The organism is Leclercia adecarboxylata, assembly GCF_006874705.1.
GTDB lineage: Bacteria > Pseudomonadota > Gammaproteobacteria > Enterobacterales > Enterobacteriaceae > Enterobacter > Enterobacter adecarboxylatus_C.
On sequence record NZ_CP035382.1, the window covers coordinates 128684 to 149015 of the forward strand.

The window sequence follows — 20332 nt, forward strand, 5'->3', positions numbered from 1 at the left end:
GCCAAAAAAGACTTAAGAGAGAGTAACACAGAAAGGCATTACAGACTGTCGCGGAAACGCTGCACTACCGCGGCGTCAATACCCTCGTAATCGCCGCGTAGCTCGGCGCTGAGCCGGGCCATAAACTGAATCAGCACATCGGCACTCTGTCGCGCAAGCTGCCGACCGGCGGCGGTCTGCATCGTCCCGGGCAGGCGGAGCAGTTTGCTCTGGAAATGGTCCAGGGCGTATGCCCGGTCGTTCAGCTCGCGCGCATCAGCAAAGGGATCCTCCGGGTCGAACATCGGAACCCCCAGCGCGCCGGACACGGCAAAGACGCGCGCCAGGCCAATCGCGCCCAGGGCCTCCAGCCGGTCGGCGTCCTGCACGATTTTGGCTTCATCGGTAAGCGGCGTAATGCCCGCGCTGAAGCTGTGCGCCTCGATGGCATGCTGGATCGCGGCATAGTGATGGGCAGGAAAATCGGCAAAGTCGTCGCGCAGGATGGCCATCGTTCTTTCGGCGGCCAACTGCGACGAGCGGCCGCGCTGCGGATGGTTTTTCGGCAGGCTGACGATATCGTGAAAATAACAGGCCGTCAGGATGATCAGGGGATCGACCGGCAAATCTTTCATCAACCGCTGTGCGGTGTTCCAGACACGACGGAAATGGGAGATATCATGGGCGGTATCATCGGTGGCATGATGCGCCTTCAGCCAATTTTCAAAGCGTTGCTGCCACTGCACGAGTTCCATATCGGCTTTCCAGAAAGTGAAAAGCCGTACAATAGCAATTATTTACTCTTCTGACACATCACGCGGCCGGGTGTACCAGGCAATGGCACCCAGGATTCCCCCCACCGCGCTTAAAAGCAGAAAACCGCACAGGGCACTGAGCCATTTCCCGGACGTTGAGCCGAGATCGTCCTCAATCAGCGGCCCTGATACCGAGGTGACTTTGCTGACGATCCACAAATAGCGCGCCATCGCCCAGATGAAATAGCCGCAAAAGGCGTAAAAAACCCACAGGGCCAGCTTGCCTCCCAGGCTGCGATCGTGTTTTTGTTCCATGTTGTCCTTTCCTTTTTCACGGCACGTTGGCCGTCGCATTCACATCGCCAATTCGAACCGGTAAATAAATCACATTTTCTGATGAAAAACACGCTACCTGTAAAACTTTCCCCTGTCGATTTGCGTTAAGTTGATCTTTCGCAATTTTGTATTGTTTATAATTATAATTCCACAGTATTTATGCAGTCAGGAAAATGTCATAGCCTAAAGCAAGGCTGTAAATGCGTTATTTCACTCTTATTATTCAAGGAACATATTTTCCAAAGCGGATAACTGTGCAATGATGACGGGGTTATGTGCTTTTTTATCGCTTCACTATTAAATACTCTTAAATTACCCCTTTATTTTTGCCCGATACTATTATCGGGCTTTTTATTGTCATTGCCGCAGGGAACCCCCTTCTTCATCAATAGATTCCTTAAAATCAATAACTCATTGAAATAAATATCAATAAAAAGTAATAATACATTTCTAAGAATCATAAATATAAAATATAATGACACCGTAATTAATATTTTGAAATAATCTAAATGATTTAGTTACATTTATTTTTAAACAGTAAAAACCCACCCTGAAATAGTATTGAGCCCGTAACCCGGAGGGGGTTGCGTATATTCATTAAAAAAATACATTCAAGGGAATATATAATGAAAAGAAAAGTTCTGGCAGTTCTCGTCCCTGTTTTGTTGAGCGCTGGCGCGGTAAATGCGGCTGAAATCTACAACAAGGACGGCAATAAATTCGATCTTTACGGAAAAATGGTCGGAAAGCGCATCTGGAACAATACCGACGATAGCAACAGCGAAAACTTTGATGACTCCTACGCCCGTTTCGGCATTAAAGGCGAAACACAAATCAACAACGACCTGACCGGTTTCGGTCAGTTTGAGTACAACATGGGTGCCAGCGCCCCGGAAGGCGAACAGGATGAGAGTAGCCGTCTGGCGTTCGCAGGTCTGAGATTCGGTGACTACGGTTCGTTTGACTATGGCCGCAACTACGGTGTGGCTTACGACGCCGGGGCGTACACCGATATGCTCGTGGAATGGGGTGGCGATTCCTGGGTTCACACCGATAACTTTATGACTGGCCGTACCACCGGCGTGGCGACTTATCGCAACACGGACTTCTTCGGCGCGGTTGAAGGGCTGGATTTTGCGCTGCAGTACCAGGGTAAAAACCACGATAGCCAGGTGAAAAAAGCCAACGGTGACGGTTACAGCACCTCCCTCGCCTACAACTTCGATGGCTTTGGCTTCGTCGGCGTCTACGGCAAGTCTGACCGTACCAACAAACAGTCCCTGGACGGCTTTGGCGATACCGCTGAAGTCTGGTCGCTGGCCGCGAAGTATGATGCCAACAACCTCTACGCTGCGGTGATGTACGGTGAAACCCGCAACATGACCTATGTGAGCAATAAAGGTTTTGCCAACAAAACGCAGAACGTTGAAGCCGTGGTGCAGTACCAGTTTGACTTTGGCCTGCGTCCCTCCCTGGGCTACGTCTACTCCACAGGCAAAGATCTGGATGAACGCAACGGCGTTCGCGGCGTGAATGCCGACCTCGTGAACTATGTTGAACTGGGTGCCTGGTACTACTTCAACAAGAACATGAACGTCTACACTGCGTATAAATTCAACCTGCTGGATGATGATGACGCGGCCCGTACCGGCATGCCTGCTGACGACCAGTTCGCGCTGGGTATCGTTTACCAGTTCTGATTGTCCGGCAAGACTCTGTAAGCCCGCTACGAAGCGGGCTTTTTGCTTTTTAACCGCCACCAGATTTACATAGCTTTAACAAATTAGCGCCATCAGCCATAATGCCCACTTTCTGTATGTCCTGGAGTTTCAATGCGCGATTTGCCGCCCCTCCCTCCTACGCGCAAGCGCCCAATGAAACTGAACACCCTGGTCACGCTGATGGTCTACAGCGTGACGGGCGCGATTCTGCTGGTGATTTTTGTCCTCTATTTTGCGCAAATCACCCGGGCTACGCGCGATGGCGTGCGGGATACCGCCCTGGCGGTCGCCAGAACCCTGGCTGATAGCCCGGAGGTGACCCGCGGCTTGTCCCTGCCCCCGGACAGTAACATCATCCAGCCTGTCGCCCGGGCGGTGATGCAGCGCAACAACCTGCTGTTTGCCGTTGTCACCGACATGCGGGGGATCCGCTATTCGCATCCCAACAGCGCCCTGCTCGGCAAAGCCTTTATTGGGGACGACCTTCGGCCTGCGCTGGAAGATAAAGAGAATGTTGCTGTCAACCACGGGGTACTCGACGAGGCGCTGCGGGTGTTTACGCCTGTCTATAACGCACAGCATCAGCAGATTGGCGTGGTTGCGGTGGGGATCTCCCTGATTAAAGTAGAGCAGCAAATCGCCCGCAACCGCTGGGATGCCATCTGGCTGGTGCTGTTCAGCGCCCTGATGGGCGCGCTCGGCGCATGGGGGCTGGTGCGGATGCTGAAGCGCGTGCTGTTTGGCCTCGAACCGTATCAAATTTCAGCCTTGCTGGAGCAGCGCCAGGCGATGCTGCAATCCCTGCGCGAGGGGGTGATCGCGGTGGATCAGCAGGGGCATGTGACGATGATAAACCATGCTGCCCGGCAGATCCTGAATGCCAGCGCCAGCAGTCATACCCTGCACGAGGCGCCGCTGCTGGCGAACCTGCGCGAGGTATTACAAACCGGGCTGCCGCGGCAGGATCAGGAGATCAACTGTCACGGCCGGCTGTTGCTCTGCAACACCCTGCCCGTCAAAAGCGAGAATCAGCTGATGGGCGCCATCACCACCTTCCGTGATAAGACCGAGATCAGCCAGCTGTTGCAGAGGCTGGACGGGATGGTGAGTTATCTGGATGTGCTGCGCAGCCATTCCCATGAGTTTATGAACAAGCTGCATGTGATCCTCGGGCTACTGCATATGAAGCACTATGCCAAACTGGAAGAGTACGTCCTGTTGACCGCCAATGCCTGGCAGAGCGACGTCGGCACGCTGCAGCGCAACGTGAAATCGCCGGTGGTGGCCGGTTTTCTGCTGAGTAAGATCAGCCGCGCAAGAGAGCTGGGATTTAGCCTGACGCTTTCGGATGCCAGCCTGGTGCCGGATAACCCAAATGAACAGCAGGTCGCGGGGCTGATCACCGTGCTCGGTAATCTGATCGAGAATGCGCTGGATGCGATGGCCGCGCAGTCCGAGGGGGAAATCAGCCTCCTCCTGCACTATCAGCAGGGCTGGCTGAGTGCCGAAGTGAGTGACGACGGGCCGGGCATCGCCCCTGACCATCTGCAGGCCATTTTTAACAAAGGATTTTCCACCAAAGGGGAAAACCGGGGGGTGGGGCTGTTCCTCGCCCGCCAGCAAATCGAAAACCTGGGCGGGGAGATCGCCGTAGAATCTGAGCCGGGCGTATTTACCCAGTTTTTTGTTCAGCTCCCCTGGGACAGTGAAAGGAAAAGCGCGTGATACATGTTTTGATTGTTGATGATGATGCCATGGTGGCCGATCTTAACCGCCAGTACGTAAACCGGGTCGACGGTTTTTGCTGCTGCGGCATTGCCACGTCGCTGGCAGAGGCCGGGGCCGTGCTGAACGCCCCCGCCCGGCAGGTCGATCTGATCCTGCTGGATGTCTACATGCAGCGTGACAATGGCCTGAGCCTGCTACCGGTTATCCGGGCATCCGGACGTGACACCGATGTCATCATGATCACCTCGGCTTCCGATGCCGCGACTATTCAGACCGCCATGCATTACGGGGTGGTGGACTATTTGATCAAACCGTTCCAGTTCCCGCGCTTCGAAGAGGCGTTGAACGGCTGGCGTGAGAAAAAAGCCCTGATGGGATCGCATCAGTATCATGACCAGGCCGATGTTGACCGGCTGCTGCGCGGCGGCGCGCCAGGGCTGGCGGACAGTCGACGCCTGCCGAAAGGGCTCACCCCGCAGACGCTGCGCACGCTGTGCCTGTGGATTGACGCCCATCCGGGGACGGAATTTTCGACCGACGATCTGGCTAGCGCAGTCAATATTTCCCGGGTGTCCTGCCGCAAATACCTGATTTGGCTGGCGCAGGTCAACATTCTGCACACCAGCATTCACTATGGCACCACCGGCCGGCCCGTGTATCGCTATCGTCTGCGCCCCGAGCAGGTTGCCCTGCTTCGGCAATATTGCCACCAGGAGTAACGCCCGCAATACAACCTATTCAGGTAAACATCCTGATTTAGTTCACATATATTGTTTTGAAGCGGTAAAGGGCTGTTACTTCCCGTAAGTGGAATGATAAGGTACCCAGCGCACAGGATGTCTGACGAGAAAGCTAGCAGGAAGACTGACTGAAGAGATGAAGTGGCGGAGAGAGGGGGATTTGAACCCCCGGTAGAGTTGCCCCTACTCTGGTTTTCGAGACCAGTCCGTTCAGCCGCTCCGGCATCTCGCCGTTTTGATGGTTGCCATCATGCCGGGTAATTTGGCATTTTAACAGACCATAACCGGTCAATTTTGTTCAAGTGACGAGTTTGCGAGCAAAGCGATGATTAAGTGGCCCTGGAAATCGAATGAATCCGCCCGAAGCGCGGCGCTGCCGTGGGAAGAGGCGCTGGCGATCCCCGTCCTGTCCACTTTATCGGATGAGGATAAATCGCGTCTGGTGCAGCTTGCCGTGCGATTCCTACAGCAAAAACGCCTGGTCCCGCTGCAGGGTTTTGAACTCGACGATCGCAAGAGCACCCGCATTGCCCTGCTCTTCTGCCTGCCGGTTCTGGAACTGGGTATCGAATGGCTGGACGGTTTCCATGAAGTGCTGATCTATCCAGCGCCGTTTGTGGTGGACGACGAATGGGAGGACGACATTGGGCTGGTGCACAGTCAGCGAATGGTGCAGTCCGGTCAAAGCTGGCAGCAGGGACCGATCATTCTTAACTGGCTGGACATTCAGGACTCGTTCGACGCCTCCGGTTTCAATCTCATTGTTCATGAAGTGGCGCATAAGCTGGACACCCGCAACGGCGATCGCGCCAGCGGCGTGCCGTTTATCCCCCTGCGTGAAGTGGCGGGCTGGGAGCACGATTTGCACGCTGCGATGAACAACATCCAGGATGAGATCGATCTGGTGGGCGAAAGCGCAGCCAGCATTGATGCCTATGCCGCCACCGATCCTGCTGAGTGCTTTGCGGTGTTATCAGAATATTTCTTCAGCGCACCCGAGCTTTTCGCCCCCCGCTTCCCGGCGCTTTGGCAGCGTTTTTGTCAGTTTTACCAGCAGGACCCGCTGCAGCGGTTACGTGAAAATGACGGCCAGAGCGATGATCCTGCCACGCAAGTACACTAAATCAGCACTCTGAGGCTTAATTAATCAATTGAATCAGCGCGTTGAATTTAGTGTTGACACAAACTAGCGGGGCCATTAACATGCGCCTCGTTCACACGATTCCTCTGTAGTTCAGTCGGTAGAACGGCGGACTGTTAATCCGTATGTCACTGGTTCGAGTCCAGTCAGAGGAGCCATATTTAAGAAGCCCGCTTAAGGAAACTTAAGCGGGCTTTTTGCTATTTTGGATATTTCTAAGCACGACATCAGGTTAACAAAGCACCCAACTTCGCAAGTACCTCATTCATTACGCTATCCGGCACACGCTCCAACTTTATGCCATGCCGTGCTCCCATATCTATGGTACGAGGCTGATCGCAGCGAATCACGCCCCTGGTTTTTGAGCCCGCTTCATCCAGGGATACGGCAAAACCCGCAGTACGGGCAAACTTGCCGCCGGTGGTGACAGGAACCACAACAGGCAGGCGGGTGAGATGATTGAACGCAGCCTTCGACACGATAAGCACCGGACGTTTTCCGCTTTGCTCATGCCCGGCAATAGGATCAAGTGAAACGAGCCAGATTTCCCCTCTATCCATTTACAGGAGCTCCTTGCCTGCAGCTGGCGCATCAACCCATTCTCGATCTTCTTCACTGAGTTCGGCCTGCGGATCGCACTGCGCCAGCAGTTCAGCAAGTGAATAATGCGGGCGTTTTTGCGGTTCAACTATCAGGCAGCCGTTGTCGATAGTGACGCCGACCTCGCTGTCTGGTTGCAGGTCGAGCGTTTTCAAAATCGCTGGAGGGACTGCCAGCATGACAGAGCCACCCACTTTTTTCAGACGTGTTATGTACATAAAACTCCTCCAGATATTATATTTAAATATAACATTGGAATTTAATGATGTACATTTTCCAGGCAGAATCAGGTTTTACAAGAAATGCGAAAACGCTTCAGAGAAAAAACCCCGCGATGCGGGGTTGGTTGGCCTAAATCTGGTAGTCAATCGCCACTTCTTCCGGCTCCATGACCTGGCGTTTGATCTCATCCACCGAGAGCCCGGCGTTGCAGAGTTCGATAAAGCGCCAGACATAGTTGCGCTGCAGCTGGCCGCGCTTAAGCCCGAGCCAGACGGTATTGGCATCAAACAGATGACGGGTATCAAGGCGCACCAGGCTCCCCTGCTCGCGCTCGCCGCCGGACTGTTCCGCCACCAGCCCAATCCCCAGCCCCAGCTCGACGTAGGTGCGGATCACGTCGGAATCCTGCGCGCTGAGCACCACATCCGGCGTCAGGCCTTTGCGGTTAAAGGCCTCATCAATACGGGAACGCCCGGTAATGCCCTGACGATAGGTAATGAGCGGCCATTTGGCGATAGCGTCCAGCGTCAGCGGGGAGACCTGGGTCAGCGGATGGTCGACCGGCAGCAGCAGGCTGTGATGCCAGCGGAACCACGGGAATGCGGCCAGCAGCGGGTCGTTGCTTAAGCGCTCGCTGGCGATGCCGATATCCGCCCCGCCGTTTTGCAGCAGGACTTCAATCTCCTGAGGCGTGCCCTGGATCAGTTCCAGACGCACGTCCGGGAACAGCTCGCGGAACGCCTTTATCACCGGCGGCAGGCTGTAGCGGGCCTGAGTGTGAGTGGTGGCGATGGTCAACACGCCGGAGGCATCATTGGTAAAGAGATCGGCCAGCCGACGCACGTTGCTGGCTTCATTGAGAATGCGTTCGGCAATGGTCAACAGCGCCTTGCCGGGTTCGGTCATCCCCAGCAGGCGCTTGCCACGACGAATGAAGATCTCAATACCCAACTCTTCCTCCAGCTCGCGGATATGACGGCTGACGCCCGACTGGGAGGTATAGAGCATGTTGGCGACCTCGGTCAGGTTGTAATCCCGACGGGCCGCCTCACGAATAATTTTAAGTTGCTGGAAATTCACGATTCACTCCGGCGCATCTGACATAACGCTATTGTTAGAGTGTGCTCGTCGTGAGAACAAATAATAAAAACCCGCAACTTATACCTTTATGGAATATCAGCTGACCAGTTGTAGCTCACGGTTCTCCAGCGATGGACGACTTACCAGCGACATCAGGATCTCTTTTACCGCCTGCGCCTGCGGTGACAGCGCGCCGCGTGCCGAGACGTTCAGCGACAGCGGCAGGCTCATCGACGGCGAGGAGATCCTCGCCATCCAGCCGTTAGCGGCGCTGGAGAGCGATCGGGCTGCCGATTCAGGCAATACAGTCACGCCCATCCCGCTGGCGATAGCGGCGGTCAGCGTGGAGATAGAGTCAATCTCACCAATGATTTTGGCCGTCAGACGGCGCAGGGAGAAAGCTTCATCGACGCGTAACCGCACGGCGCTGTAATCGCGAGGCAGAAACAGATTCATCTCGGCCACCGCGGTCAAATCCACGCTCTGCCCCGGGCAGTCGCGCGTTCCCACCAGGAAGAGATCTTCTTTCAGCAGCGGCTGGCTGGTGATCCCCGCCACGGGCGAGCGATCGTAGAGCACCGCCATATCCAGTTGCCCGCCGAGCAATTTATCGTTCAGCGCCGAACCGCTGTTCTCGTGCAGATAGACCAGCACCTCCGGCAGCTCCGCGCGCACCGCCTGCAGCAGCGGCATGGTGACTGACGAGGCTGCCGTGCCCGGTGCCAGTCCGATCGACACCTGCCCGCTCAGCGTCTGCCCGACATTACCCACCGCCAGCTGCGCCTGTTCGCACTGGCGCAGAATGGTACGTGCGTGGGTGTAGAGGATCTTGCCCGCTTCGGTAGGAGTCACGCCGCGTTTCGTGCGGATCAACAGCTGCTGATCCAGCTCACCTTCCAGAGTGGCCACCTGCTGGCTCAGTGCCGGCTGTGCGATATGCAACACCTCAGCGGCCTGGGTCAGGCTGCCGATATCGACGATTTTTACGAAGTATTTCAGTCGTCTTAAGTTCATTTTGCCCCCTGTACGAAATGCGTTGCCGGTTCCGGCGCGAATGTACTGAGGGTTTTGCAAGATGCTTGCCAGTTTTGCGAAGAGGTCCGATATGTGCGCTAAGCGGCGGAAAATAAGGAAATCTAATCACTGCCGTCGGTTTCAAACATGAAACAGCGGTTTATGATCTGCCCCATTCGGGGTATAGGCGCACCAAAAACGTGCAATTTGTTGCTGAAACCGCCACCTTGCTGATTTTGTCAGCAAACGATCCACGCAGGCGGGATCACCCTTTGACAAGTGCAGGTGACGCCGCTAATATTCGCCCCGTTCACACGATTCCTCTGTAGTTCAGTCGGTAGAACGGCGGACTGTTAATCCGTATGTCACTGGTTCGAGTCCAGTCAGAGGAGCCATATTTAAGAAGCCCGCTTAAGGAAACTTAAGCGGGCTTTTTGCTTTTACATTACGCGTTTACCCATCCTTTAATCTTGTCCCCTGATTGTGATGCAAGAGTCAGACACCACTCTTTGGATAGGGAAAGGCCGCAGGTTCAGGCAATTCGGGATCAACATAAGTGCGTAATGCAGCATCGGTTATGGCGTAGCCCCAATTAATTAACCTCTCCTGCAGTTCATCATCCAGTTTCTTTAAACGCGTCGCGATAGTAGCCAGCTCCTGAACACGTTCCGGCGTACAATGCAGGTTCAGCGCTCGCTTGTCATAATGATCATATTCCGCACCGATCCCCCAGTAAGCCCCCTTGCGTTTTGCGGGATCGTCAGGCAGGGCCTGATAGCTTGCAATGAGCGTGCGTTTTCGCAAGCTACGTACCTGATTATCAATGATATCAAGAATACGATAAGCATGACGTGCCCAGTCTTTTTTAGGCTCTTCCTCCGGTTTTATTTTGGCCCCCGCATCACTGACCAGTACCGTCTCGTAACGTTTCCAGACCGTCTCCAGGCCCAGGTTGTCATAAACGCCGCCATCTGCCAGTACGACATCAGATGTATACGGGAACCGCTGCAAATCATCGCCCGAACCGGATTTAAAGGAGGCTGGAGAAAGTCCAATAGTAAGCGGTGATAACACAGGCGGAAATGCGGAGGAAGCGGCAACTGCGCTGGCTAGCGAGAATTCAGGATTCTCAATACGGCCAACCCGATAGTCTCCCATATAGGGCCTGGAAAAACGCCACAGTATGCCGGATTGCACATTCGTTGCATTAATAATAAAACGCGGCGTGACGGGCAGGTTCTGCAATGTTGCACCATGAAACAGGTACTTGTCGTACGCAGCAGCGATTTGCTCGCCAATGGTACCAGGTAGCAGCAGTCCCGTCAGGATTGCTTCAGCATCGAGGGTCCGTCGGGCAAGATCTCTTATCGGAATAATTATCCGGGCTTCGAATGACGCTCGTTCGCCATCAAACGGGAGATGCCTCCAGGCCAGCGCCAGAACTGCACTGGTGATTGATCCCCCTGAAACGCTAGAAATACGTTGCAGGGAGTAAAGATGACCCGTTTCATAAAGCCGAAGCAAACTTCCCGCATGAAAAAGCATGGCCCGGTAGCCACCACCTGACAGGCACAGACCGCCGCCGGGTTGTATTAAAAGCGGCACCTGTTCCGGCTGTTTATGCACGGCAGCATTAACGGGTTCGACAGTGTCCGTATTCGCATCGCCAACGTCCGCATGATCGTTCATGATCGCGAACGCTGCGTCGCCGTCCATCGCGATCGGTTGCTGCTCCAGAGCGAGTACGGCGGGATCCTGCGCATTGATGAGTTTCCCGGCAGCGTCAAATCTTGCGGCCATCAGATAAGCGGCTTCAGTCTTCGTATAGGCGGGATCCCAGTGCGTATTTTCAGGCACATGGCAATGACCAAAATGCCCGCCTTTTGCCCATGCCTCGGTGCTACGCACATGTCCCCCCGGATCTTTGCCATTCCGGGCTGGTTTGGGGAGGCCAGCAGGCCAAACTAAAGGAATATGATGCGTTTCTTCGAGCCAACGGCACAGACGAGCAAGATTCTTCATCGTCGCCTTGTTCTTTGTCTTCCCGGCAAAACCTACAACTTCAATCTGTAATGCACGATCCCGGTTGGTCTCTACCCCACCGGCCGCATTTCGTAATGAGCGCGCCGCCACGTCAGTATCAATGTGCTGATAGATTTTGTTGGCATCAACGGTGAAGTGCGGATCGGATCGATGAGCCTTAAACGCAGCAAATGCACCTTCAGCGCTTCCGCCTTCTGTCGTGTGATGAACAATTTTGAATATACCTCCCGTATATTTTCCACTGCTACCGGTGATGGTATGCTGTTCAGAAAATGGGCAAATTGCCATGATCTTTCTCCTCTCAAAGAGTGCCAAGTTCAACATTAGCTATATACGCGCTGCGATATGCTCCCAATTTCGCTTTCAGTTGTGATTGCAGCGTTTTCATTGCGTAAGCATCAATAGAAAGCACGCCTGTGCGTTGGCGCAATGAGGCCTGACCTTTTTGCAGTTTAAAAAACAGAACCTGCGTCAAGGTATTATCCGCTCGAAGAGAAAAAGCCATTGCACTTGCTGTGAGACCTTGATTCGGCCTGGAATATATACAGGTGAACTGGAAACGGCCAATATTGTCATGTCGACTTTGTTGATTAAAAAGGGTGATGAATGGCGCATGGTTGGTCATGCTACGCAATCCATTCAATACAGCGAGAACAGCTTCTACTGCTCCGGCTACAGGGCTTAAAAAAGAAGTAATCACGCCAATTATCGCCTGATGAACGTCGAGCGTATCTCCCTCATAATGAAGCTCCATACTTTCTTTTTCCTCAATAACCCAGCCAAGTACCGCCAGATTGGTGAAATAGGCATCAAAGAACTTCAGCGGATCAGGATCCGCGTTAACGCTTTTCGCCGCGGCGAGCTGTGCGAAAAGGGACGAGTCTGTAATGGCCTGCCGCAATTCCGCCTCTACCCCAGCCATGAAAGAAACAACATTTGAGCCGACAACCAGCGACTGTTTGCTGGATGTTTTTAAATCCGGCATTCCCATTCCTTTATCAATACCGAACAGCTCGGGTTTTGAGGGTAAAGAGGCATTCACAATAAAACGCTGTGCATACTCTTGATCGAAGACCATGATGTCTACTCCGTTGCGTTATACACGGTGTACTCAAGGTAGAGTTCGCAGGAACTCAGCCGATTATCGAAATGCGGGTAAAGCGTATCTGTTGGGTCATCGTTACGAAAAACTCGCCCTTTCGTTGCTGCCAGAAGAGCATCATTTAACCGCGCGTCTGGCATATGCCATCCCTTAACACCCTGTTGCTTGCCAAAAGCCTCATCCGTAGAGATTGCCGCGACCAGATCGGGGTGAGTCATCAGGCCAAGGCCTCTCTCCTTGATCGTGGCGTTATCGCTGCCATGATGCGAAACCTTGTAAAATCGCACGCGGCCAAGAATGTCAGCCGCAGTAAGCTCCTGATGTCCATATAGGTATGATTGGTCGTGCCACGATAACCAGTTACCTACCTGAGCATCCCCCGGGAAAAGCATAAAGGTTCCGTCAGGAAGCTCAAAAGCCAGGACAAGGCTGGTATTATTGGTATCAGCGTCGAGCTTGAGGGCCAGTTGACCCGCTGCGCCCATCCAGTCCGAATCAATCGTTCGGCGCGACAGATCGCATCCGTCTTCGGATGTCTGAGCGAAATAGTGTTCTTTGAACCAGAGAAAGGTACTCCAGTCGCTGCCTGCAGATGCCTCATTCGACGCATGCACCTGCTCAACATGGAAACAATTGAAACGTTTGGCGAAAGGCTGGTCGTTATCCGGATCGAGAGGCGTATTGTCAACAATTCGGAACAGCCTTTCCTCTAACGCCTGATTATCGAAATAGGTCTCTTTTGCTGTACCTGACGGCTTGTCCTTTTTCAGTCGAGAAATATTACGTGGTGGCCCCAGCACATAGGTTTTTATTCCTCCCGGTGCGGTAACCACCTGACCGGGCGACAGGAATGCCTTACTTACCGCCTCGGTTTTTAATTTAGCGATAATCTCCCGGCTTTGAAGGCGTCGTGGTGCGGTAGTTCTGGCGGCCAGCCCGTTATCCGCCCTTTCTTGCTCAACCGGTTCTACCAAAGGACCTAAAAAGGCATCAAGCCCGGAAAGCGCAATCTGCCTGTCAGCCGCCAGTGGTGAGGGATTCAGACCCTCCGCAACCTTTTGGATCATTTCAGAAAGAGCGGCTAATGAAAGTGTGCGTCGGTCCCGCTCCTGACGTAACTGATTGGCTAAGGCATCATTATCATCCTCGGTCCAGGCCATCCAGAGTTGCTGGATCGCCAGACCGCTAAAAATAATATCCTGCGCCTGTGAAAAGCCTGAGAGATGATCCCAGTGTTCATGGGTTATCACTAACAGATCCAAAGTCCCTTTTTGGGTTATCTTGCCCTCATCATCGAATTTTCCCCCGGTCATAATGACGATATCAGTCGCGATTTTCCGCATTCGCTCATGGGCTTGTGTCGTGCCCATCAGAACGCCAAAATCGATCAATATATGCGCAGGGGGATTAAGTTCGTTCGCCACCCTAATGAGAAAGCAATCGCCCAGATAACCGCGATAATCACTACCCTCACCGCCTAATGCGCGGTACATGCGAACCGTTATTGTTGGTTGCGTCATCATAGCCCCCTGTGCAGGAAGGCGAATGGCTCGCAGTTCGCATGTGAATATAACCCTGGTGCCAGCCCCAGGGTTTGCCCCGTCCTGAATGCCCGCTGAACCGCTAACCTTTTGTTGTCGCAAACATTCTTTCTAATGATGCGGATTAATTTTCCATCTCGCAGGTCGATGTGGATCGTCGCACCGCCGCGGAACCAGAAATCAGGATCCCGAGTTAAAAGTGCGATATTCCCCGCATCCGCTTTCTCCTGATCGGCCGGATCATCAAATCCACGCCGTTTCTGGGTGATCTGTATGATAAGTTGATGCGTCTCTTGACCTTCCGGCCCAACACGACGCGCAATACGTGCAGAATGAACCTCGAAAGTGGGGACGTTAGAAAATTCACCATTCTGTGTTGCTCTCCCCGTCCACAGGGTAGCAACAAGGGGGACGGGCGACTTACGTATAGGATTATCGAAAGCAATGAGCCGCATACCCAACAGCTTTTCCCATCCTTCGTCAAACGGGCTATCCTGCTCGAACCAGGCGTGAATGCGTGCCTGATTGCGCTGGATTGATAACATTGCGGCTTCCCGGAGATTACGTCTCCCGCCGCCCGTCGCTCCCGGCTCCCCTGGCTTGATCGAACCTGATAATTCGAGTGTATTCAGCAGCCCGGAGAAAACATTACTCAACCCCTCTTCAGGGCTACGACCCCTGGAACCAAATTCGGGAGCTTCCGTAAGATCAGGTTCATCCCATAACAGACTCTCAGGTGCCATCGAAATGCAGCCAGGCACAGTTATGCCTCGTTTTTTAAAGGCTTCAACGAAAGCAATGCGATAGCGCATTGGATCATGCGCCACCAGATCGGTATCAGCCGTAATAATTGCGCGTAAATATTCGCCAAAATGTAAATCGACGGGCGGAATATAGTCCAGGGCACGCACACACATACGTAGCACTTGATCCGCAGCTTTTGCTGCTTCAATGGCAAGGCGATTAACCAATTCCGTTGGGAGATAATCCTGGTTTGAGGCGGCCCCAGAGAACGCCAGGCGAAAAAGGTCGGCGGTCCTTTGCTCATAAATCGTGACGAAGGCATCGAAGATAGCAGCAACGAGAAACCCGCCCCGCTCATGCGACTCAAAGGTTTCAGACAATTTTTTGGGCGGGCTGAGAGCGTTATGCTCTCCTCCTTCAGTCGCTGTCGCAGAGGTACTCAAGTATTGCAGCGCATAACGTAAAGCACCGTGACAACCCGTTGCATGACCGAACTGAAGCGCAAGTCCGTTTAATAATCCAGGTTCACGCAGCGAACCTTTATTCTGCGCCAACTGGTGCCGGACGACGTTTGTCATGCTGAAATGCTGTAGTAATGCGATGATATCTGCGAAGGCTTCATGAAAAGCCAGAGAGTCCAGATTGGAGGCTTCAATCGAACGCTGTTGCATGCCATGGAGAATGGCATGTGTGGTCTCATGGGCAATGATATCCTGCGAAAGGCAGGTAAAAACCCAGGAGCAGGAGGCGACATCGCCTTCCGGGTGCTTAAAGTATCCAAATAATAAAGCCCGCTTAGTGGGGCTGTAATAGGCATTCATTTCACGCAGAGCATGGGGATAAATACGTAGCCGTCGCGTAAAATTACGTTCCGGTGAGGATTTCGGTGCGTTACGATCGCCCGCCCACAAAACAAGACGTCCTAGCGCACGCTCGAAATTACGTATAGTTCGCATTGCAACGGCGAATACCATCTGCTGATGGTACTGCGGGTTGCCTTCGGAAGGGGGTAATCCATCCTGTGCCAGCAAAAAAGGATCATTGAGATCGGTTGGAGTGTAAAAGAGTCCTGAGCTGGGATCGTAATCAATTACTTCAAGATAATCATTGATGGGGCCGGTTTCTAACTGATCCTCCCAACGGGTTTCCCAGGGAAGCTCAATAACCGTATTGTTAATAACCGCGGTTTTAAGCTCCACGGAAGATTGTGGATCGAAAGCATAAACATTGAGTCGCCGCACAGGGGGTTTTGGCAGCGGGGAGATCGGCTGGTAACTTTTCATCGTATCTCTTCTCACTGATGTGGTAGAGGAATACTTGCGATGCCGTCAGTTCCAACAGCTGACAAACAACCTGCAATATCTCAACGCTAAAAATGACGTAATGAGAGTGGCCCACCGATTTAAGGTGAGAAAGAGGAGCCAACGGTAATTCTGAATAATAGATATCCGTCAGCTATACGCCGTAATCAATATGTATGAATTCTTAATCGTGCCTGGAAATAGGCAATCGTGGGTACAAGCGCGGCATGAGTCGCCTGAATTCAGGCGACGACTCAGCGAGTACTCCTATAGCAGTGGCGCACTCCGGGCACCCCAACTGATATTCACCGGCATTCCCGACCGGCGCTCCAGCGCCTCGCTAACGCGCACGGCGTCCACATCCCCACCGTTAATCTGCGCGCGTAATCCTGGCGTCATCGGCAGCGGCACTTTATTCGTCGATTCAAACTCTGCACGATTACGCGACAGCGGTTCGTGGACTTCCACCCAGCGACTGCCGTCCCGCTCGGTGGTGACTTTCACCGGCTGATCGATCAGCTGGACACGGGTTCCGACCGGGACATTATCGAACAGATACTTAATATCGTCGTTCCGCAGACGAATACAGCCTTGGCTGACGCGCAGCCCGATGCCAAAGTTCGCATTGGTGCCATGAATGGCATACAACCTGCCGATATAGAGAGCATACAGCCCCATCGGGTTGTCCGGGCCCGCGGGAACAAATGCGGGCAGGGTCTTGCCCTCTTTGGCGTAGGCGCGACGGGTGTTTGGCGTTGGCGACCAGGTTGGCCCGTCCTGCTTACGCTCGACAGCAGTGACCCAGTTACGCGGCGTTTCCCGTCCGGCCTCGCCTATGCCGATAGGGAAGATCTCAACGGTATTGCCCTCTTTGGGGTAGTAGTACAGGCGCATTTCCGCCACGTTCACCACAATCCCCTCCCGCACGGTCGGCGGTAAGATGATCTGCTGTGGGACGATCAGCTGCGAGCCTGATTTAGGTAAAAACGGATCGGCTCCCGGGTTGGCCTCCAGCATATTGCTCAGCCCCTGCCCGTACTGCGCCGCAAAGGCTTCGAGCGGCAACCTGTTGTCAGCCGGAACGGTGATCGTCTGTGGGCTTCCCACCAGACGACTGCCTTCAGGCGGCAACGGGTAGCTCACCGCCAGCGCGCTCTGACTGACCAGTAATGCTGCAAAACAGCCCAAAATAGTACTACGACGCATCATTCCCTTCCTCTGTCGCTCCACGTATCAGACAAGCATAGCCTTGTTGCTGCGTTTATCGCCAGATAACAAATCATCATGTCGATAAATATCACCCGTTTAGCTCACTCGGGGATAAAAACGTTTTCACCTGCCCGCTGTCGGGGTAGTCTCATACCCGTCGCTATTTTCAGGCGACCGCAATGTGAGTGATCTTCTTCCTATACCAATAAAAAAATAACGTCAGACAGGACCACTATGGACACCACCCTCGCATCCTCGTCCCCCGACGGGGCAACACCATCGCTAAATCGTGCGCGCCGCGCGGCCCTCGGCAGTTTTGCCGGTGCGGTAGTCGACTGGTACGATTTTCTGCTGTACGGCATTACCGCCGCGCTGGTCTTTAACCGCGAATTTTTCCCGCAGATTAGCCCGGCAATGGGTACGCTCGCTGCCTTTGCCACCTTTGGCGTCGGCTTTCTGTTCCGCCCGCTCGGCGGGGTGATCTTTGGCCATTTTGGCGACAAGCTGGGGCGCAAACGGATGCTGATGCTGACGGTGTGGATGATGGGCATCGCCACCGCGCTGATTGGTATCCTGCCCTCCTTTGCTACGATTGGCTGGTGGGCACCGGTTCTGCTGGTCACCCTGCGCGCCGTTCAGGGCTTCGCCGTCGGCGGCGAATGGGGCGGCGCAGCGCTGCTGTCGGTGGAAAGCGCCCCGGCACGAAAAAAAGCGTTCTACAGTAGCGGCGTGCAGGTGGGATATGGCGTTGGCCTGCTGCTCTCCACCGGGCTGGTGTCGCTGATCAGCACGCTCACCACCGACGAGCAGTTCCTGAGCTGGGGCTGGCGGATCCCGTTCCTGTTCAGCATCGTGCTGGTGCTGGGTGCTTTATGGGTGCGTAAGGGGATGGACGAGTCCGCCGAATTCGAGCAGCAGCGTCAGCAGCCCGCTGAGAAGCGCCGCCTGCCGGTGATGGACGCGTTGATCCGCCATCCGGGCGCCTTTTTAAAAATCATCGCCCTGCGCCTGTGCGAGTTGCTGACCATGTACATCGTCACGGCCTTTGCCCTGAGCTACTCCACCCAGAATCTCGGCCTGCCCCGCGAGCTGTTCCTCAATATTGGTCTGCTGGTGGGCGGTATCAGCTGCCTGACCATCCCCTGTTTCGCCTGGCTGGCGGACCGCTTTGGCCGCCGCCGGGTCTATATCACCGGTGCGCTCACCGGCGCCCTGAGCACTTTCCCGTTCTTTATGGCGCTCGAAGCCCAGTCGATAGTCTGGATTGTGGTATTCGCTATCCTGCTGGCGAATATCGCCCATGACATGGTGGTCTGCGTCCAGCAGCCGATGTTCACCGAGATGTTTGGCGCGAGCTACCGCTACAGCGGCGCGGGCGTTGGCTATCAGGTAGCAAGCGTGGTGGGCGGCGGGTTTACGCCATTTATCGCCGCCGCGCTGGTGACCTTCTCCGGCGGCGACTGGCACAGCGTGGCGATCTATCTGCTGGCCGGTTGTCTGCTCTCTGCCGCCACGGCCCTGCTGATGAAACAGGCTTCATCCTGATACTTTAGTTTCACATCCAGGTGACATACTATCGGTGAAAGCCGTACACCTGTGGAACAAGGAGACAGAGATGAATAATAAGGGCTCCAGCCTGACCCCGACTCAGGCACTGGAAACGCTGGATGCGCTGTACGACCAGGCGGTCAACGCCCTGCGCAGCGCCATCAGCGACTATATTAAAGACGGAACGCTCCCCGATGCAGAGGCCAGAATCAATGGCCTCTTTGTTTATCCATCGCTTTCAGTGACCTGGGATGGTAGCGCCACCAATACGCCGAAGACCCGCGCCTATGCGCGATTCACCCACGCGGGATGCTACTCCACCACCATTACCCGCCCGACGCTGTTTCGCCCGTATCTGGAAGAGCAGCTGACGCTGCTGTATCAGGATTACGGCGCCCATATCACCGTGGAGCCGTCGCGCCATGAGATCCCCTATCCGTATGTTATCGACGGCTCAGAGCTGACGCTGGACCGCTCCATGAGCGCGGGCCTGACGCGCCACTTCCCGACCACCGAGCTGTCGCAGATCGGGGATGAGACCGCCGACGGGATCTACCATCCGGCGGAGTTTTCCCCGCTTTCGCACTTTGACGCCCGCCGCGTCGATTTTTCCCTGGCGCGCCTGCGTCACTACACCGGCACCCCGGCGGAACATTTCCAGCCGTTCGTGCTGTTCACCAACTACACCCGCTATGTGGATGAGTTTGTGCGCTGGGGTTGCAGCCAGATCCTCGATCCTGACAGCCCGTACATCGCCCTCTCCTGCGCGGGTGGGATCTGGATCACCGCTGAAACCGAAGCCCCGGAGCAGGCCATCTCCGACCTGGCGTGGAAGAAGCATCAGATGCCGGCCTGGCACCTGGTGACCGCCGATGGTCAGGGCATTACCCTGATCAACATCGGCGTTGGCCCCTCGAACGCCAAAACCATCTGCGATCATCTCGCGGTGCTGCGCCCGGACGTCTGGCTGATGATTGGCCACTGCGGCGGGCTGCGTGAAAGCCAGCTGATTGGCGATTACGTGCTGGCCCACGCCTACCTGCGTGACGACCACGTCCTGGATGCGGTGCTGCCGCCGGACATTCCGATCCCGAGCATTGCTGAAGTGCAGCGGGCGCTGTACGACGCCACCAAAGAGGTGAGCGGCATGCCGGGCGAAGAAGTTAAGCAGCGACTGCGCACCGGAACGGTGGTCACGACCGACGACCGGAACTGGGAGCTGCGCTACTCGGCCTCGGCGCTACGCTTTAACTTAAGTCGCGCGGTGGCTATCGACATGGAGAGCGCCACCATCGCCGCCCAGGGCTACCGCTTCCGTGTGCCTTACGGCACCCTGCTGTGCGTCTCTGATAAGCCGCTGCACGGTGAAATTAAACTCCCCGGCCAGGCGAACCGTTTTTACGAGGGGGCGATCTCTGAGCATCTGCAGATTGGCATTCGCGCCATCGACCTGCTGCGTGCCGAAGGCGATAGGTTGCACTCGCGCAAACTGCGTACCTTCAACGAGCCGCCGTTCCGCTAATCATAA

General features: G+C 54.7%; 17 protein-coding genes and 3 tRNA genes. 8 read left to right on the forward strand and 12 right to left on the reverse strand.

All coding sequences use genetic code 11. The features are described from left to right. Nucleotides 1-38: 38 nt before the first annotated feature. Together ES815_RS01710 and drpB are read right to left on the reverse strand one after the other, a co-directional pair. Nucleotides 39-734: a phosphohydrolase gene (locus ES815_RS01710; protein ID WP_142486324.1), complete on the reverse strand. Its 696-nt coding sequence runs from the start codon at nt 732-734 to the stop codon at nt 39-41. A gap of 42 nt (nt 735-776) precedes the next feature. Beyond that, nucleotides 777-1049, reverse strand: a complete 273-nt coding sequence (drpB, locus tag ES815_RS01715; RefSeq protein ID WP_142486325.1) for a cell division protein DrpB — start codon at nt 1047-1049, stop codon at nt 777-779. A 647-nt stretch (nt 1050-1696) separates the two neighbouring features. Here drpB and ES815_RS01720 point away from each other — a divergent pair. The 3 genes from ES815_RS01720 to dcuR all read left to right on the forward strand — a co-directional run bounded on the left by ES815_RS01720 (nt 1697) and on the right by dcuR (nt 5238). Next, the gene (locus ES815_RS01720) at nt 1697-2770 is read left to right on the forward strand and encodes a porin (protein WP_142486326.1); all 1074 of its coding nucleotides are present in this window, start codon (nt 1697-1699) and stop codon (nt 2768-2770) included. A gap of 132 nt (nt 2771-2902) precedes the next feature. After that, nucleotides 2903-4516: a sensor histidine kinase gene (locus ES815_RS01725; RefSeq protein WP_142486327.1), complete on the forward strand. Its 1614-nt coding sequence runs from the start codon at nt 2903-2905 to the stop codon at nt 4514-4516. After that, complete coding sequence (gene dcuR / locus ES815_RS01730) at nt 4513-5238, forward strand: two-component system response regulator DcuR (RefSeq protein WP_142486328.1); 726 nt, start codon at nt 4513-4515, stop codon at nt 5236-5238. The genes ES815_RS01725 and dcuR overlap by 4 nt, the downstream gene beginning before the upstream one ends. 163 nt (nt 5239-5401) lie before the next feature. Here the strand turns inward: dcuR and ES815_RS01735 are convergent. Then, nucleotides 5402-5491: transfer RNA gene (locus ES815_RS01735), tRNA-Ser, on the reverse strand. 93 nt (nt 5492-5584) lie between these two features. Between ES815_RS01735 and mtfA the strand changes: the two genes are divergently transcribed. Both mtfA and ES815_RS01745 read left to right on the forward strand, forming a co-directional pair. Then, nucleotides 5585-6382 (forward strand): DgsA anti-repressor MtfA, encoded by a 798-nt coding sequence (gene mtfA, locus ES815_RS01740; protein ID WP_142486329.1) that lies wholly within the window; start codon nt 5585-5587, stop codon nt 6380-6382. A gap of 100 nt (nt 6383-6482) precedes the next feature. After that, nucleotides 6483-6558 (forward strand) — tRNA-Asn (locus ES815_RS01745). Between the two features lie 69 nt (nt 6559-6627). Here ES815_RS01745 and ES815_RS01750 read toward each other — a convergent pair. From ES815_RS01750 to nac, 4 genes are all read right to left on the reverse strand, one after another. After that, nucleotides 6628-6960, reverse strand: a complete 333-nt coding sequence (locus ES815_RS01750) for a type II toxin-antitoxin system PemK/MazF family toxin (RefSeq protein ID WP_142486330.1) — start codon at nt 6958-6960, stop codon at nt 6628-6630. Then, nucleotides 6961-7218, reverse strand: coding sequence for an AbrB/MazE/SpoVT family DNA-binding domain-containing protein (locus tag ES815_RS01755; protein WP_142486331.1), 258 nt, complete (start codon nt 7216-7218; stop codon nt 6961-6963). A 133-nt stretch (nt 7219-7351) separates the two neighbouring features. Further along, the gene (gene cbl, locus ES815_RS01760) at nt 7352-8302 is read right to left on the reverse strand and encodes an HTH-type transcriptional regulator Cbl (protein WP_142486332.1); all 951 of its coding nucleotides are present in this window, start codon (nt 8300-8302) and stop codon (nt 7352-7354) included. 96 nt (nt 8303-8398) lie between these two features. Beyond that, nucleotides 8399-9316 (reverse strand): nitrogen assimilation transcriptional regulator NAC, encoded by a 918-nt coding sequence (nac, locus tag ES815_RS01765; protein WP_142486333.1) that lies wholly within the window; start codon nt 9314-9316, stop codon nt 8399-8401. 319 nt (nt 9317-9635) lie between these two features. Between nac and ES815_RS01770 the strand changes: the two genes are divergently transcribed. Continuing rightward, nucleotides 9636-9711: transfer RNA gene (locus ES815_RS01770), tRNA-Asn, on the forward strand. A 100-nt stretch (nt 9712-9811) separates the two neighbouring features. Here ES815_RS01770 and ES815_RS01775 read toward each other — a convergent pair. The 5 genes from ES815_RS01775 to ldtA all read right to left on the reverse strand — a co-directional run bounded on the left by ES815_RS01775 (nt 9812) and on the right by ldtA (nt 17256). Beyond that, nucleotides 9812-11647, reverse strand: coding sequence for a patatin-like phospholipase family protein (locus ES815_RS01775; RefSeq protein WP_142486334.1), 1836 nt, complete (start codon nt 11645-11647; stop codon nt 9812-9814). A gap of 13 nt (nt 11648-11660) precedes the next feature. Further along, nucleotides 11661-12437, reverse strand: a complete 777-nt coding sequence (locus ES815_RS01780; RefSeq protein ID WP_142486335.1) for a hypothetical protein — start codon at nt 12435-12437, stop codon at nt 11661-11663. Nucleotides 12438-12442: 5 nt separating this feature from the next. Next, nucleotides 12443-13981 (reverse strand): hypothetical protein, encoded by a 1539-nt coding sequence (locus tag ES815_RS01785; protein ID WP_221888530.1) that lies wholly within the window; start codon nt 13979-13981, stop codon nt 12443-12445. Further along, nucleotides 13981-16029: a hypothetical protein gene (locus tag ES815_RS01790; protein ID WP_142486337.1), complete on the reverse strand. Its 2049-nt coding sequence runs from the start codon at nt 16027-16029 to the stop codon at nt 13981-13983. Before ES815_RS01790 ends, ES815_RS01785 begins: the two co-directional genes overlap by 1 nt. 285 nt (nt 16030-16314) lie before the next feature. Beyond that, complete coding sequence (ldtA, locus tag ES815_RS01795) at nt 16315-17256, reverse strand: L,D-transpeptidase (RefSeq protein ID WP_142486338.1); 942 nt, start codon at nt 17254-17256, stop codon at nt 16315-16317. A gap of 234 nt (nt 17257-17490) precedes the next feature. Here ldtA and shiA point away from each other — a divergent pair, with 234 nt between their 5' ends. Both shiA and ES815_RS01805 read left to right on the forward strand, forming a co-directional pair. Next, nucleotides 17491-18801: a shikimate transporter gene (gene shiA, locus ES815_RS01800; protein WP_142486339.1), complete on the forward strand. Its 1311-nt coding sequence runs from the start codon at nt 17491-17493 to the stop codon at nt 18799-18801. A 70-nt stretch (nt 18802-18871) separates the two neighbouring features. Then, the gene (locus ES815_RS01805; protein WP_142486340.1) at nt 18872-20326 is read left to right on the forward strand and encodes an AMP nucleosidase; all 1455 of its coding nucleotides are present in this window, start codon (nt 18872-18874) and stop codon (nt 20324-20326) included. Nucleotides 20327-20332: the final 6 nt, after the last annotated feature.

Coding starts and splice junctions, on each gene's coding strand:
- ES815_RS01710 (WP_142486324.1), bottom strand. CDS start 734: ATGGAACTCGTGCAGTGGCAGCAACGCTTTGAAAATTGGCTGAAGGCG.
- drpB (WP_142486325.1), bottom strand. CDS start 1,049: ATGGAACAAAAACACGATCGCAGCCTGGGAGGCAAGCTGGCCCTGTGG.
- ES815_RS01720 (WP_142486326.1), top strand. CDS start 1,697: ATGAAAAGAAAAGTTCTGGCAGTTCTCGTCCCTGTTTTGTTGAGCGCT.
- ES815_RS01725 (WP_142486327.1), top strand. CDS start 2,903: ATGCGCGATTTGCCGCCCCTCCCTCCTACGCGCAAGCGCCCAATGAAA.
- mtfA (WP_142486329.1), top strand. CDS start 5,585: ATGATTAAGTGGCCCTGGAAATCGAATGAATCCGCCCGAAGCGCGGCG.
- ES815_RS01750 (WP_142486330.1), bottom strand. CDS start 6,960: ATGGATAGAGGGGAAATCTGGCTCGTTTCACTTGATCCTATTGCCGGG.
- ES815_RS01755 (WP_142486331.1), bottom strand. CDS start 7,218: ATGTACATAACACGTCTGAAAAAAGTGGGTGGCTCTGTCATGCTGGCA.
- nac (WP_142486333.1), bottom strand. CDS start 9,316: ATGAACTTAAGACGACTGAAATACTTCGTAAAAATCGTCGATATCGGC.
- ES815_RS01775 (WP_142486334.1), bottom strand. CDS start 11,647: ATGGCAATTTGCCCATTTTCTGAACAGCATACCATCACCGGTAGCAGT.
- ES815_RS01780 (WP_142486335.1), bottom strand. CDS start 12,437: ATGGTCTTCGATCAAGAGTATGCACAGCGTTTTATTGTGAATGCCTCT.
- ES815_RS01785 (WP_221888530.1), bottom strand. CDS start 13,981: ATGACGCAACCAACAATAACGGTTCGCATGTACCGCGCATTAGGCGGT.
- ES815_RS01790 (WP_142486337.1), bottom strand. CDS start 16,029: ATGAAAAGTTACCAGCCGATCTCCCCGCTGCCAAAACCCCCTGTGCGG.
- ldtA (WP_142486338.1), bottom strand. CDS start 17,256: ATGATGCGTCGTAGTACTATTTTGGGCTGTTTTGCAGCATTACTGGTC.
- shiA (WP_142486339.1), top strand. CDS start 17,491: ATGGACACCACCCTCGCATCCTCGTCCCCCGACGGGGCAACACCATCG.
- ES815_RS01805 (WP_142486340.1), top strand. CDS start 18,872: ATGAATAATAAGGGCTCCAGCCTGACCCCGACTCAGGCACTGGAAACG.